Origin of the sequence: Streptomyces lonarensis, from assembly GCF_012033735.1 — a bacterium.
Classification (GTDB): domain Bacteria; phylum Actinomycetota; class Actinomycetes; order Streptomycetales; family Streptomycetaceae; genus Streptomyces; species Streptomyces lonarensis.
The window spans coordinates 1-13,277 of record NZ_JAAVJD010000153.1; the positions used below are offsets into that span (position 1 = coordinate 1).

Annotated in this window: 11 protein-coding genes and 2 pseudogenes; 7 read left to right on the forward strand and 6 right to left on the reverse strand. The window is 71.2% G+C overall.

Annotated features, from left to right (window positions below; genetic code table 11):
* Window positions 1-571: 571 nt before the first annotated feature.
* A pseudogene (locus tag HCN56_RS17610) lies at window positions 572-1,776 on the reverse strand (IS110 family RNA-guided transposase).
* Between the two features lie 261 nt (window positions 1,777-2,037).
* Between HCN56_RS17610 and HCN56_RS17615 the strand changes: the two are divergent.
* The 3 genes from HCN56_RS17615 (at window position 2,038) to HCN56_RS26540 (ending at window position 3,890) form a co-directional block, all read left to right on the forward strand.
* Complete coding sequence (locus HCN56_RS17615; RefSeq protein ID WP_167972272.1) at window positions 2,038-2,886, forward strand: nucleotidyltransferase family protein; 849 nt, start codon at window positions 2,038-2,040, stop codon at window positions 2,884-2,886.
* 155 nt (window positions 2,887-3,041) lie between these two features.
* Window positions 3,042-3,551: a hypothetical protein gene (locus tag HCN56_RS26535; RefSeq protein WP_245246686.1), complete on the forward strand. Its 510-nt coding sequence runs from the start codon at window positions 3,042-3,044 to the stop codon at window positions 3,549-3,551.
* A 9-nt stretch (window positions 3,552-3,560) separates the two neighbouring features.
* Window positions 3,561-3,890, forward strand: coding sequence for a TIGR02391 family protein (locus HCN56_RS26540; RefSeq protein WP_280923297.1), 330 nt, complete (start codon window positions 3,561-3,563; stop codon window positions 3,888-3,890).
* Between the two features lie 80 nt (window positions 3,891-3,970).
* On the opposite strand, the gene HCN56_RS17625 is transcribed toward HCN56_RS26540, so the two are convergent.
* The 3 genes from HCN56_RS17625 to HCN56_RS17635 are packed head-to-tail and all read right to left on the reverse strand — an operon-like array spanning window position 3,971 to window position 5,905.
* The gene (locus HCN56_RS17625; protein WP_167972274.1) at window positions 3,971-4,399 is read right to left on the reverse strand and encodes an arsenate reductase ArsC; all 429 of its coding nucleotides are present in this window, start codon (window positions 4,397-4,399) and stop codon (window positions 3,971-3,973) included.
* The gene (gene arsB / locus HCN56_RS17630) at window positions 4,392-5,507 is read right to left on the reverse strand and encodes an ACR3 family arsenite efflux transporter (protein WP_167972276.1); all 1,116 of its coding nucleotides are present in this window, start codon (window positions 5,505-5,507) and stop codon (window positions 4,392-4,394) included. Before arsB ends, HCN56_RS17625 begins: the two co-directional genes overlap by 8 nt.
* The gene (locus HCN56_RS17635) at window positions 5,504-5,905 is read right to left on the reverse strand and encodes an ArsR/SmtB family transcription factor (RefSeq protein WP_167972278.1); all 402 of its coding nucleotides are present in this window, start codon (window positions 5,903-5,905) and stop codon (window positions 5,504-5,506) included. Before HCN56_RS17635 ends, arsB begins: the two co-directional genes overlap by 4 nt.
* Before the next feature lie 80 nt (window positions 5,906-5,985).
* On the opposite strand from HCN56_RS17635, the gene HCN56_RS17640 reads away from it, so the two are divergent.
* Window positions 5,986-6,414, forward strand: a complete 429-nt coding sequence (locus HCN56_RS17640) for an ArsI/CadI family heavy metal resistance metalloenzyme (RefSeq protein ID WP_167972280.1) — start codon at window positions 5,986-5,988, stop codon at window positions 6,412-6,414.
* 321 nt (window positions 6,415-6,735) lie between these two features.
* On the opposite strand, the pseudogene HCN56_RS27560 reads toward HCN56_RS17640, so the two are convergent.
* Window positions 6,736-7,173, reverse strand: a pseudogene (locus HCN56_RS27560) (ImuA'/RecA-like NTPase); the annotation flags it as partial.
* A gap of 183 nt (window positions 7,174-7,356) precedes the next feature.
* Here HCN56_RS27560 and HCN56_RS17645 point away from each other — a divergent pair.
* The 3 genes from HCN56_RS17645 to HCN56_RS17655 are packed head-to-tail and all read left to right on the forward strand — an operon-like array spanning window position 7,357 to window position 9,619.
* Window positions 7,357-7,674 carry a helix-turn-helix domain-containing protein gene (locus HCN56_RS17645; protein ID WP_167972282.1) on the forward strand — a complete coding sequence of 106 codons (318 nt, stop codon included), beginning with the start codon at window positions 7,357-7,359 and terminating at the stop codon, window positions 7,672-7,674.
* Window positions 7,674-9,041, forward strand: a complete 1,368-nt coding sequence (locus HCN56_RS17650) for a helix-turn-helix domain-containing protein (protein WP_167972284.1) — start codon at window positions 7,674-7,676, stop codon at window positions 9,039-9,041. Before HCN56_RS17645 ends, HCN56_RS17650 begins: the two co-directional genes overlap by 1 nt.
* A complete protein-coding gene (locus HCN56_RS17655; RefSeq protein ID WP_167972285.1) occupies window positions 9,041-9,619 on the forward strand; it encodes a transcriptional regulator in 579 nt (192 codons plus the stop codon). The genes HCN56_RS17650 and HCN56_RS17655 overlap by 1 nt, the downstream gene beginning before the upstream one ends.
* A 418-nt stretch (window positions 9,620-10,037) precedes the next feature.
* Here the strand turns inward: HCN56_RS17655 and HCN56_RS17660 are convergent, their stop codons facing one another.
* On the reverse strand, window positions 10,038-12,677 hold the full coding sequence (locus tag HCN56_RS17660; protein ID WP_312871283.1) for a DEAD/DEAH box helicase: 2,640 nt from the start codon (window positions 12,675-12,677) through the stop codon (window positions 10,038-10,040).
* Window positions 12,678-13,277 lie beyond the last annotated feature (600 nt).

Below are 13,277 nucleotides of genomic sequence, written 5' to 3' on the forward strand. Positions count from 1 at the left end.
GAACCGTCCTACCAGGGGCTTCACGTCTGCCCACACCCGGGCCACCACTGTCCACCCGAGCCCGCAGGGACCAGATCAACCCGATTCGCGAAGATCAGCTCGCTGAGAAAACCTCAGTGTTGTGTGGTGGCTCCTCGGTGGAGTTATGGCGTTCTGCGCTCTCTATCTCTCTTATCTCATGGCGCGAAAGGGTAAGCGCGGATGACCTACGTCGGTGCTGCCTGTTTCGGGGCTGGGGCGGCTGCTAGTGGGGGCTCATACGTCACCGTCGCTACTGGCCCCTTCGTTCGAGAGGACGGTGTCTGAGCGCATGTGATCTGGTGGGCCCCGGCGCCGTGCCGGCTTCGGGAGAGAGCGGGTTGCCAGGCCTGCCTCTTTCGCCGCCGTGTCCCGGAGCCTCATCGACCTAACCACTGAAGACGCACTCGTTCCCGCTGCCGCTGTAGGTCGACGTCCGCCACCCGGCGAACCCCCCGGGGCCGGGCCGGTCAACTGCCTGCGCCGGGTGCGGCGGGTGTGTGAACCTGGCTTCGGTGGGACTGGTCTACGGGGGGTGCCTCTATGTGTTTCGTCAAGCGGTGTGGGGTCGTGTGGGTTGGTAGAGGGTTCCGTCGCGGAGCATGGCGTAGAGGACGCTGATGCGTTGGCGGGCGAGGCGGAGGAGGGCTTGGGTGTGGGTTTTGCCGCCGGCTCGGTGTTTGTCGTAGTAGGTGCGGGAGGCGGGGTCGGCGTTCATGCAGGCGAACGCGGACAGGAACATGGCGCGTTTGAGCAGGCGGTTTCCGCCTCGGGGTGCGTGTTCGCCGTGGATGGAGGTCCCGGACGATTTCGTGGTGGGGGCGAGTCCGGCGTAGGAGGCGAGTGGGCGGCGGTGGGGAAGCTGGTGCCGTCGCCGACGGTGACCAGCCAGGTGGCGGCGGTCCTGACGCCGACGCCGGGCATCGAGGTCAGGACCGGGGAAAGAGGGTGGGCCTCCAGCAAGCTGGTGATGCGGGCTTCCATCGCCCGGCGTTGGGTGTGGACGGCGGCGAGCGAGGCGGCCAGGGAGGGGATGACGATGTCGAGGGTCCCGGTCCCGGGAACGACGACGGTCTGCTCCTCCAGGGCGTCGAAGACGTCATCGATCAGCCGCTGAGCCATGCGCGGAGCCTTCGGGCGGATCAGCTCCACCAGTCTGCGGCGGCCCGCCGAACGCAGAGCGGCCGGAGAGCCGTAGCGCTCCAGCAGCCAGGTCACAGCCTGGTGGTCCAGCCGCGGACCCAGGACGCGTTCCAGACCGGGATGGAACTGGGTGAGCAGGCCGCGTATCCGGTTGGAGGTGCGGGTGGCCTCGGCAGCAAGGTCCTGATCGAACCCGACCAGAACGGTCAGCTCGGCCGTGATCTCATCGGTGAGTTCCAGCGCGCGCAGGGTGTGGGGCATCGTCCGCGCGGCGTCCGCGATGACCGCGGCTTCCCGCGCGTCGGTCTTGGCCTCACCCGGGTAGAGATCGGCGATCCGACGCATCGCCAGCCCCGGCAGGTAGGCGACCCGACAGCCCGCATCCCGGGCGACCGTCAACGGCAGCGCGCCGATCGACCCGGGCTGGTCCACCACCACCAAAACGGTGCCGAACTTCGCGGTCAGCTTGTCGAAGACCGCCCGCAGCCTCGGCTCGCTGTTCGGCAGCGGCTTGTCGAAGACCTTCTTCCCCGCCCGCGTGAGCCCGTGACCGTGGTGCGCGCTCTTCCCGACATCCAGGCCCAGGAACACACCCACATCGTCGATCTCGAACACCGCACCCTCCCGAGTGTTGACGGCGCCGGCCCCTCGGGTGTCGTACTCGCGCATCCACGTTATGCAGACCTACCACCCGCGAACCGCCCGGCATTGCGCCGGGCCGGGCAGCGGCCAGACCTCTGATCAGCGACTCCGACGAACACCCCCGGACCCGGCGACACCACCCCCCAGGCCATACCAACGACAGGGGGACACAGTCATACCGGGCCCAGAGGCCAGCAGCCCCATTGCGGAACCACCAAAAACATAACGGGTGCTGTGAAGCGAGAGCATGCGACGTTGCTCATCGGGGAGATGCTTGACCGGTTGGAGGAGCAGCAGTGGCCGGTGGGCCTTGTCACCGAGGTCCATCTGTTCGGCTCGTACCTCCGAGGCGCCTTGGACGTCGGGGACATTGATGTGGTCGTGCAGCACATCACCGACACCGAGTGGTTGCGGCACGTCCTTTCCGCCATGACCAGTGGCAGTGACGGCTACGTGCTCCTGCGGCAGGCGCTGCGCGGCCGCCGTCGGGGTTTCAGCTTCCAGTTCCAGCAGCGCGACTCCCTCGAAGCCGAGGGCTTCGAGCTGTTGCTGCTGTGGCGGGCGGGTGAGCCGGTCTCCCTCGCCCGGGAACGCCTCGCCGCCCTGGTGCCTGATGCCGACGCCGGGCCGGTCGAACGGGACTTCGTCCTGCCGGCCTACGAGCAGCTGGCGTCTTCCCTGCCGCGGCCTGTCCGTATCGACCTCCATCGGCTGTGCACCGAGGAACGGGCACACGTCACCGCGATCCCACTCCCGTCCGAAGAACCCCGATCGGTCACCGCCACCGAGCACCTGAAACGCCGCTGGATCGGCCACAGCCCCCTACGAGGCGCCGCGGCCGCAGCCCTCGCCCACCTGGAGAACACCGGTCGGCCTCTGGGCCGGACGATCGTCCACGGCAAACCGCTCGCCCCCGGCACCTCGGACAGCGAACAGAGCTGCTTCATCGACCTGCGCTGGCACTACTGGAGCCGAATGCAGCGCTACTTCGACGACGGGCAGTCGTGGTTCGAAGTCCTGCCGGCAACGCCTCGGCAGCCCCTCCACGCCCTTCTCATCACGCCCCGGTCTGGCAGAGGCTGAACGCAACGGATGTTCCGGGCCGCCTTTGCGGGCTTTTCTGGCCGGTGCTCTCGGTTGTGCTCCGTGGTCGTGGGTTGTGTCGTGGGGGTTCGGTTCGCGGTGGTGGGCAACTACGCTTCGCGGTCCGGTCGATCGGCGGGTGAACGGGGGAGCGTGTGGCGAAGTACAGCGTGGACTACTTGCAGCGGTTGTCGGATGCGGTGGAGCGGTTCGAGGTGGCGTTCGAGCGGTGGATGGACACGCAGGTCGAGTCCACGTTTCTCGTCTCGCGGGGGCTTATGCCGACGGTGTCGGTGAAGCCGGGGCAGGAGGCGGCGGTGGTGCGGCGGCTGGAGCTGGATGTGGCGGAGGCCGCCGGCGCTGCGGGGCGCGCGGTCGCGGTCACCGGCGCGAAGATCGGGGTGGAGGGCGTCGGCGTGCTGGACGCGATCTCGAACTGGTCGTTGATGTCGTCCCCGAAGGCGCTGTTCGCGCCGCATGACGTGCGGACCACCGCGGCCAACGTCAGGGGTCGGCTCAGCGCGATGATCGATGACGCCAGGGCGAGCGGCGACACGGAGACGCCGGCGTTCGCCCCCTCGTGGTTCCACGAGGTGGTCTGGAACGCGGCGGCGGCCCAGTGGACCACGAGGAACCACCGGGTCGCGGTGCGGGAGGCGGCATAGGCGCTGACGCTGCACTGGAAGGAGCAGTTGGGGCGGCACGAGGTCGGCGACACGGTGTTCTGGCAGCAGACGCTGTCTCCGGGCGATCCCGTCCCGGGGCGGCCGAAGCTGGTGTGGCCGGGGGAGGATGCCGCGTTGACGGTCAAGAGTGTGCGCAGCGGGCTTGAGCCGTTGGCGAAGGCGCTGGCCGGCCTGGCGGCCGGGTTGAACGCGACGGTGCGGAACGTGACCACCCACACCCGTGACGAGTTGACCGAGCAGGAGGCGATGGAGCGGCTTGCGGCCTACAGCTACCTCGCCCGACTGCTGGACTGCTGCGAGATACGCCGGGCGTCCTGAGAGGGCCGCGCAGCTCCGGACGCGGTCGCGGGCCGCCCTGGCGAGAGCGGCCCGCGACCGGGGGCGGCGGGGCTGTGGCGTCAGCCGGTTGTGGGGATGGACAGTTCGGCCAGGAGGTCGCGGACGCGGTGTTCGATCTGGTCGCGGATGGCGCGGACGGTGTCGGTGTCGGCTCCGGCCGGGTCGGCGAGGTCCCAGTCGAGGTACCGCTTGCCGGGGAAGACGGGGCAGGCGTCGCCGCAGCCCGTCGTGATGCAGATGTCGGATCCGCGTACGGCGTCGACCGTGAGGACCTTCGGGGTTTCGGCGGAGATGTCGATGCCGACCTCTGCCATCGCCTCGACGGCGGCGGGGTTGACGCTGTCGCCGGGGTTCGAGCCGGCGGAGCGGACCTCGACGCGGTCGCCTGCCAGGTGGGTTAGCCAGGCAGCGGCCATCTGGGAGCGGCCGGCGTTGTGGACGCAGACGAACAGCACGGACGCCGGGGCGGCGGTGGAGGTCTCAGACACGGGCGTTCTCCGCGGTGGGTGCGGTCGGCGCGGGGCCGGCGCCGTCAGCGGGTGGGAAGCGGTGGCGCAGCGCGAGGGCGAGGTAGACCAGGGCGATGAGGACGGGGACCTCGATGAGGGGGCCGACGACGCCGGCGAGGGCCTGGCCGCTGGTGGCGCCGAAGGTCGCGATGGTGATGGCGATGGCGAGTTCGAAGTTGTTGCCGGCGGCGGTGAAGGCGAGGGTGGTGGCCCGGGGGTAGTCCAGGCCGGCGGCGCGCCCTGCGGCCATTGCTCCGGCCCACATGAGGACGAAGTAGACCAGGAGCGGCAGCGCGATCCGGGCGACGTCGAGGGGGCGGGAGGTGATGGCCTCGCCCTGGAGGGCGAAGAGCAGCACGATGGTGAACAGCAGCCCGTACAGGGCGAAGGGGCTGATGCGGGGGAGGAACCGGTCCTCGTACCAGGTGCGGCCCCGGGTTCTCTCGCCCAGTCGGCGGCTGGCCCAGCCGGCGGCCAGGGGGATGCCGAGGAAGATCAGGACGCTGCGGGCGATCTCCCACATGGAGACGTCCAGGGTGGTCTGCTCCAGCCCGAGCCAGCCGGGCAGGACGGTGAGGTAGAACCAGCCCAGCGCGGCGAAGGCGGCGATCTGGAAGAGGCTGTTGAGGGCGACCAGGACCGCGGCGGCCTCCCGGTCCCCGCAGGCGAGGTCGTTCCAGATGATGACCATGGCGATGCAGCGGGCGAGCCCGACGATGATCAGGCCGGTGCGGTACTCGGGAAGGTCGGGCAGGAACAGCCACGCCAGCGCGAACATCAACGCCGGGCCCAGCAGCCAGTTCAGCGCCAGGGACAGCGCCAGCAGCCGGCGGTCGCCGGTGACCGCGCCCAGGCGGTCGTAGCGGACCTTGGCCAGCGGCGGGTACATCATCACCAGCAGGCCGAGCGCGATCGGCAGGGACACCTCCGCGACGGTCACCCGGGCCAGTGCCTCGCCCAGGCCCGGGACAGCGTGGCCCAGGGCGAGGCCGGCGGCCATGGCCGCCAGGATCCACACCGCCAGCCACCGGTCGGTGAACGACAGTGCGCCGCGCGGCCCCGGTACGCCGGTTCCGGTCGCGCTCACCGGGCGGTCGCGGCGGTGTCGGCGGTGTCGGCGGGCGGCGCGCCGGCCGGGCGGGTCAGGACGCGGGCCAGGCGGTCGGTCGCCTCCGGCAGCAGCCAGTAGTAGACCCAGGTCCCGCGGCGCTCGCAGTCGATGAGTCCGGCCTGCCGCAGCAGTTTCAGGTGGTGGGAGATGGTCGGCTGGGAGAGGTCGAAGGCGGGCGTCAGGTCGCACACGCACACCTCGCCGCCCGACCGTGAGGCGATCATCGACAGCAGCCGCAGGCGGACCGGGTCGCCCAGCGCCTTGAACACCTTCGCCACGGCCTCGGCCTGCTCCTCGTCCAGCGGTGCGGTCAGCAGCGCGGGGCAGCACTCCGCGACGTCCTGACCCACCACCGGAAGCTCTTGTTTCGACATGCTTCTATCTTGACGTTCATCGAAACAAGGCGCAAGCTTGCATCGACAAACACCAATACAAGCAGCCCGGAAACCCCACCATGTCCCGCATCCAACTCGCACTCCGCGTCCCCGACCTCGAAGCCTCCATCACCTTCTACACCAAACTCCTCGGCACCCAACCCGCCAAACGCCGCCCCGGCTACGCCAACTTCGCCCTCACCGAACCCCCACTCAAACTCGTCCTCCTCGAAGGCGAACCCACCACCGACACCCACCTCGACCACCTCGGCATCGAAGTCGACACCACCGACACCGTCACCGCCACCACCACCCGACTCACCCAAGCCGGTCTCGCCACCTTCGAAGAGAATGACACCACCTGCTGCTACGCCCTCCAGGACAAGGTCTGGGTCCACGGCCCCGGCAAGGAGCCCTGGGAGGTCTATGTCGTCAAGGCCGACGCCGACACCCTCGGCAAGAGCGGCACCACCAACACCCCCGACCCCACCCCCTGCTGCCCCAGCTGACCCCTGAACGCCCCCGGCGCCCCGACGGTGGCCGCACGGTCGCCACACCCGCCACTTCACCGGCTGGCCGAACGGCCCCGGCCTTACCGGCCGCGGGAGCGTCTGCGGGCCGGGTGCCGGCGCCGCCGCGAGCGCGGGTTCGACCGGTGCGGCCCGTCCGTCCGGCCCCGGCAACCACAATTCCGCAGCAGTGCCGCCACCGGCCGCGCCGCGGCCCGTCGCGGCCACGGTGACCCGGCGGCCCCGCAGCAGCCCGTGCCCGTCCTGGACGCCTTCCCACGCGGCCCGCACGACCGACAGGCGCACCGCCCCCGGCCACGCCCCAGCAGCCGGCAGGACGCTGCCGTGGCGGCGTTGGCGGGCGGTGAGGCGCCGGTGGACCCGTGGCGGCATCGCGGGCAGCCCCGCCCCGACCAGGACCACCGGGGCGGCCTCCAGGAGCGCGGACAGCACCGCGGGCCACCGCCCGCCGGGGCGCGTCCACCCCCGACCCCGCGTCCAGGTCCAACCCGGCATCGGCCGCTGCCAGCACCCCCAACTCCGGCAGGCCGACCGCCGTCCACCCCACCGAACCGTGACCGGCCCGCCCGGCGGCCGCCACCGCGTCGGCGGCGAGGGCCAGGAGCAGCGGCCCGTCCCCGCCCGCCCTGCCGCCGCAGCCGTTCCCGGCCGGAGCCGCCCGCCCGGCAGCAGCGCGGACAGCGGCCCCCCGTCGGCGGCACCGGTCGGGGGAGGCGGCGTCGGCATCGGCCCCGTCATTGCTTCATAGCTCGTGTGCTCGATTATCGCCTGTGCGGCACCACCCCACCCGAGCGACCCGGACCCGCTCGGTGGGCGGCTCGGCGGGGGGTTGCTCCGACTCCCTGCTCGGCCCGAGCTCGGGGCGCACCGCCACCACCTGCGAGAAGTGCTCGGAACGCACCTAGGGTGTATTATGTGCACATGGCTAATGCTTCGAGTGGTCGCGCCGCGACGACCAGTACCGAAAGAGGGCTGCGGGATGTCGTCGCGGCCCTGTTGCGCGCGACGGGGGAAACGCAGGCCGATCTCGCCCGGGGAATCGGCCGGGACCGCACGCAGGTCACGCGGAAACAGGGCGGCGCGGGGTGGAGTATCCGCGATCTCCATTACCTCGCCGCGCATTACGAAATGGGTCCGGCGGATCTTCTGCGGGGCGTCGACCACGCTCTCGCCAGCCTGCCGGAGCACCGCCGCACAGAGACCGTCGGCGGCACGCAGACGACCGTGGAGGGCAAGTGATGACCGACCCGATCGAGGACCTGCTCCGGCAGGCCGACCCCCTGCCCCCGCCCGGCGAACGTGTTCGGCTGCGGGAGGCCGGCGGCCTCTCCCGTGCCCAGGTCGCCGCCGCGGTCGGCGTCACCCCCGGCACGCTCGCCAAGTGGGAGGCGGGGGAGACCACCCCGGCCGGCCAGCACCGCGCCACCTACACCCGGCTGCTGCGGGGCCTCGCGGACCGCTACCCGGCCCCTGCCGCTCCGCAGACCCCCGCCCCTGCGCAGGCCGCTCCGGCCGCCGCGCCCGCCCCCGAAGCGGAGTCCCCGAAAGCCCGTCAGGCCCGCACCGCGCACCGCCGCCACCAGGAGCAGCGCCGCACCCGCACCACCACCGCGGAGGAGACCCGCACCGGACTGCGCGGCCAGATCACAGCCGCCGTCGAGACCGAGTTGGAGGCCGCCGGCGGGGACGCGGACGCCGCGACCGCCGCGCTGGTGAAGCGCGCGATTCCCGACGTCATGCAGCTCTTCCACCAGACCCGGAAGGGCGCCCGGTACGAGCACACCTCCTACCCCGCCCTCCCACCGATCTTCTCGAAGCCGTCGAAGCGGGAGGCGGACCTGATCTGGGAAGCCCGCCCGTCCTGGCGCCGCCCCGGCCTGCGCCGCACCCCCGACGGCGCCCTGGCCGTGACAGTGCTGGACGTGAACGCGGCCTATCTGTCGGCGTTGAAGACCCACCTGCCGATCGGGAAGTTGGAACACGCCAGGGGTGGGGAGCACGACCGGAAACGGGCGGGGGTCTACCTGATCGACCCCCCGACGTGGCGGCATCCCACGGGCCCCAACCCCTTGGGCGACCGGGAGGAAGGCGGGCCGTTGTGGATCACGGAGCCGACCATGCGGTTGCTGCTGCGCCTCGCCGGGCCGAAGTACCAGCTGCTGGACGGGCCGCCGGTGATCCACGAGTCGTGGACGTCGGGTTCCACGGAGACGATGCTCGACTCCCTGCGGCAGCTCCTCGCTGACGCGCGGGCGGACGCGATCGCCGCCGGGGACGACGTCACGCTGACGTACGTCAAGCAGATGTACGCGAAGTTCGTGTCCACGATCGGCGAGTCCGCCCACAACCGCGAGCTGGTCCGCCCGGACTGGGTCCACCTCATCCGGAGTCAGGCGTTCGCCAACCTCTGGGGCCGCGCCTACAAGGCCGCCACGGCGGGCCTGACCGTCGTGGCGGTCGCGGGTACGGACGAGCTCCACGTCGCGGGAGACTGGCGCCAGGTCTTCACCGAGGGCACCGGCCTCTCCGAGATGAAGGTCAAGACGGACTCCCGCACCGGCGAGCCCACCACCTACACCGCCACCCTCACCGAAGAGGCCCGCTGATGGCCGACGACAGCAGATGGGTCAACCTCGGCGCGTACGGCGCCTCAGGCGTCCACGGCGCCCGCGCCCTCGGAGCCGGGATCGAGCGCATGGTCACCGGCATCGCGTCCTCCCCGGACTCCAAGCGAGGCATCAGCGCCCGCCTCAACTACCTCACCAAGAGCCCGGCCGGCCGCGCCGCGCTCGCGGACGCCGGGATCTCCAAGCGGGCCCTCGCCGCGTGGACCGCGGGGAAGCGGTCCCCGTCCGCGAAGAACCGCGCCCGCCTGGACGCCGCCTATTGGTCGCTGCGACGCGAGCGCGTCGTCTCCCACCTCAAGCAGCGCCTCACCAACGGCGGCCGGGGGACCCGGATCGAGATCGACCCCGTCGACCAGCGAGGCGTGCCGCTCCCGCGCCGCCGGGACGTGTCCGTCCGCTCCACCACCGTCCGCCCCCGCGTCTGGGAAGCCGCCGTCGACGCCTGGCTCGACAACGACCTGGAGGCCATGACCCACGTCTGGGAGGAGATCATCATGGACCTCGACTCCGGCTGGGACGCCTACACCCACGTCTCCTCCGTCGGGTGGGCCGCCTGACCTGACACCGCACCACACAGCAGCGGCGGCCGGAGCCATCCGAAGTGGCTCCGGCCCCCGCCTCTTCCGACTCTACGGTTCCTCGACAACGCGATGTGACGTCCTCACCCTGAGCCCTTCGTCGCTGTGCACGACCCACAGGACGTGTCGGCCCGGCTCAGGACTGTCCCACTGAAAGTGCGTCCCGTCGCAGTACTCCGCTTCTGCTGCTCCCGTGGCGGTTTCCAGAACCTCGTAAGTGCCTTCCGGCCCTTGAGCCCCGATCAACTTGAAGGCCATGGCGTTCCTCCTCGGTAGCGCACTCTCAACCCCAGACGCAGCCTACTCACGGCAATCTTTGCGGGCGGTTCCAATCGACCCGCAGGCCGCCACCCCGTGCAGGGGGCGGGGCGGCCACCGGCCGTTCCGCAGCGCCGTTCTACGGCTGCGCCCACTCCAGACCGAGGGCGGCGAGAGCTGCGAGCCGTTCGGGGGTGAGCTTTGCCCGGCGGGCGCGCTGGTTGGAGAGGAAGACCCCGGGCCGGACGCCGACCGGTCCGCCGGCCTCGCCGTGCGCGGGGTGGAGCAGTTCCTCGTGGGCGCGCGACGGGCTGAGGTGGCCCTCCCGCTCCAGGTACTGGCGGCAGGCCGCCACGCCCCGCCCGAAGGCATCCAGCCCGGCGAGGCCGGGCACGCCGCCCGCACCCTGACTTTCCCCGTCGGCCGCGATCGCGGGCTCCTCGTCCGGCGCGTCGATCCCGAGCGCAGCCAGGAGGTCGCGCTGACCGTCGCTCAGCTGCGCCCAGGTGGCGCGCTGCCGGCGGAGCCAGGCGCCGACGTTGACTCCGTCGACGGTGACGCCGGGCAGGACGTCGGGCACCCGGGCCTCGTCGCCGCCCAGGAGGAGGGCGAGAGCGGCGTAGGACCGCTGCCAGGCCAGCGGCCACGGCGGGTTCCACCACGGGTCGATGGCCTCCAGCTCCTCGCGCCGGGCGTCGGTCAGGCGCGTTGAGTTCCGCATGTTGTGCAGCCAGGTCCCGAGGCCGAAGCCGTCGACGCTGGCGTCGCGCGGGGCGGCGAGCGAGCCGTGTTCGTCGGCGTAGGCGCGGGCGGCGATGAGGCCCGCGCGGAAGCGGGCGTCATCGACCGACCAGACCATGCCGATCTCGTCCAGCAGCTCGGCACGATGGGGCCGCATCGTCCCATCGGCGAGGAGCTGCCGCTGGTTGTCGACCCAGCGCCCCAGGGCGTAGGTGTCGCCGTCGGGGAGGTTGACGGTCGCGGCGACGGGCACGGCGGCGTCGCCGTGCGTCTCGGTCCACTGCCGCAGGTGGTCGTAGCCGGTCAGCCAGACCTGGCTGTCGGGCTGGAGGACGCGGGTACGGAGGAAGCGGGCGATCGCCGCCGGGTCACGCGGCCGGCTGAAGCGCAGCAGCGGCACCGCCGCCGGGTCGGGCAGCCCCGTACCGCCGCCGCCCCCGTCCTCGTCGTGCTCCTGGTCCTCGCTCTCCTCCTGGTCGACGTTCTCCTCCCCGGCCGCCTCTGGGTCGCTGATCTCGTCGCCAGCGGGGCGCGTGGTGGCCGACCCCTGCGGGTCGAGGCGAACCACCTGCGACGACTCCCCACCCGCAGCCGTCGCAGCGGCGATGAGGTGCTGGAGGATGCGGTCGTCGTGCGCACGCAGCCCCTGGAGGAGCTGCACCAGGCCCCGGTACGCGGGGGAGGTCATCATCGCGTCGGGCTGCTCCCCGGGCGCGAGCCAGACGGGCACGATGATCCGCGCGACCTTCCCCTCCCCGGGCTCCTGCCGCAGCGCCCGCCCGATGATCTGCACCACCTGCACCGCCGACCCCCGTGGGTCGGCGAAGACCACGCCGTCGACACCGGCGCGGCCGCGGATGTCCGTTCCTTCCGCGAGGACCTGACAGGACGCCAGCACCTGGACGTCCGCGACGTAGCCGTTGCGGTCGACGCCGTCCGCGAACCGCCCCAGGACCTCCCGCCGGACGTTCGGCGCGTGCTCGCCGGAGAGCCATTCCGAGCTGACCCGCTCCGGGAACCGCACCGGGTCCTCCTCGTGCAGCCGCAACGCGGTCTCCGGCAGCGCCCGCGCGAAGCTCATCGCCGACAAGGTGGTGTTGTGGAAAGTCAGCAGGGACCGGACCCCCGTGCTGTCGTAGTGGGAGAGGAGAGCGGCCTGCAACGCCGCCAGGCGCCGGCCCCGCACCTCTTCCGAGCTCGACTCCTCGTCGGCCGCGGCGGCGGGGTCGGTGATCTCCAGGACGTCGACCTCCCACCGCGCCAGCAACCCCTTCTCCACGGCCTCCATCAGCTCCAGCTCGAAGACCCGGGGCCCGTACAGCTCCACCGAATCCATGGACGCCACCTGCTGCGGTTCGCTCCCGTCACCGCTCTCCGGCGCCACCCAGAGCCGAGGCGTAGCCGTCATCGCCAACCGCCGGGCCGCCGGCAACCGGTCGTTGTCCAGCGCCGCCGCCCACGCCTTCCCCAGGTCCCCGGATGTCCGGTGCGCCTCGTCGACGACCAGCAGGTCCAGCGCCGGCATCCCCGCACCGAAGGCCCGCTCCAGCACACCCCGCCGGGGCTCGTCGGCGCCCTCCCGGCCGGTCTGGTCCACCAGGGAGGCGTAGGTCGCCACCGCCGCCACCGGGCCCGCCTCGCCCATCCACCGGGCCAGGAGCCCCGGTTCGGTGGTGCAGCGAGCCGCGTCCCCGATCGAGTCACCCAGTGCGTCCAGCAGCCCCGTGTCCGTCTCCGAGCACACCGCGACCATCCGCCCGCCGTACCCGGCCCGCCGCCACGCCGCCACGGTCTGGGACAGCAGCAGCACCGTCGGCACCAGCACCAGCACCCGGCCCGTTGGCGCGAGGCGCTGCGCGGCCACGGCCGCCATGACCGTCTTGCCTGTGCCCGTCGCCATCACGACGTTCGCCCGCACATCTCCCGACGACGCATCGGAGAGAGCGCGGACGATCGCATCCACGCATTCCCGTTGATGCGGACGGAGCCGAAATGCCTCCGTCTCTTCGTATTCCTCAAGGGATGAAATGGAATTCACGAGAAGTCCCCACTCTAGTTCGATGGCCAGGGGGCGGATGGGACGCCCAATCCCTCGGGTAGGTAGTCCCAGAATCCAAGGAACATAAACAGTGATGCATCACATCTAGTGGTGCGAGTCGTTGCGGCAGTGACAGGCTATCAGGTGACCACTGACGGTCAAGGCTTCTACCGCCTCGCACGACTGTTCCCGCCGTTTGAAGCGGGTCCGCTACCCGCCTCGCCCAAGACGCTCCAGTGAGCCGCCCCGTGTAGAGCGAGCCATGCGTGCTTCTCCGCCCGTAGCCCGCCGGGCTTGAACCCCGTAGTCCCCAAGTGGTGACCACGCATCAACTTCGGCCACCCCCAAACTGGGTGGTGAATTGCGGAGCAATTCACGGTATTTCGCGGAGCGAAATACCAGCAATTCGCGGAGCGAATTGCGTCCCGAATTGCGGAGCAATTCGGGTGACGGCCCGTAGGGCCGTGCGTCGTTCCTGCGGAGCAGGACGCGCAGGTGTAGCCGGAGTCCTCGGCCTGCTTGCCGAGGATGGTGACGAGTTCGTCGGTGGAGTAGTTCTCGAACTCGACGTACCGCGAGAACCGGGACGACAGGCCGGGG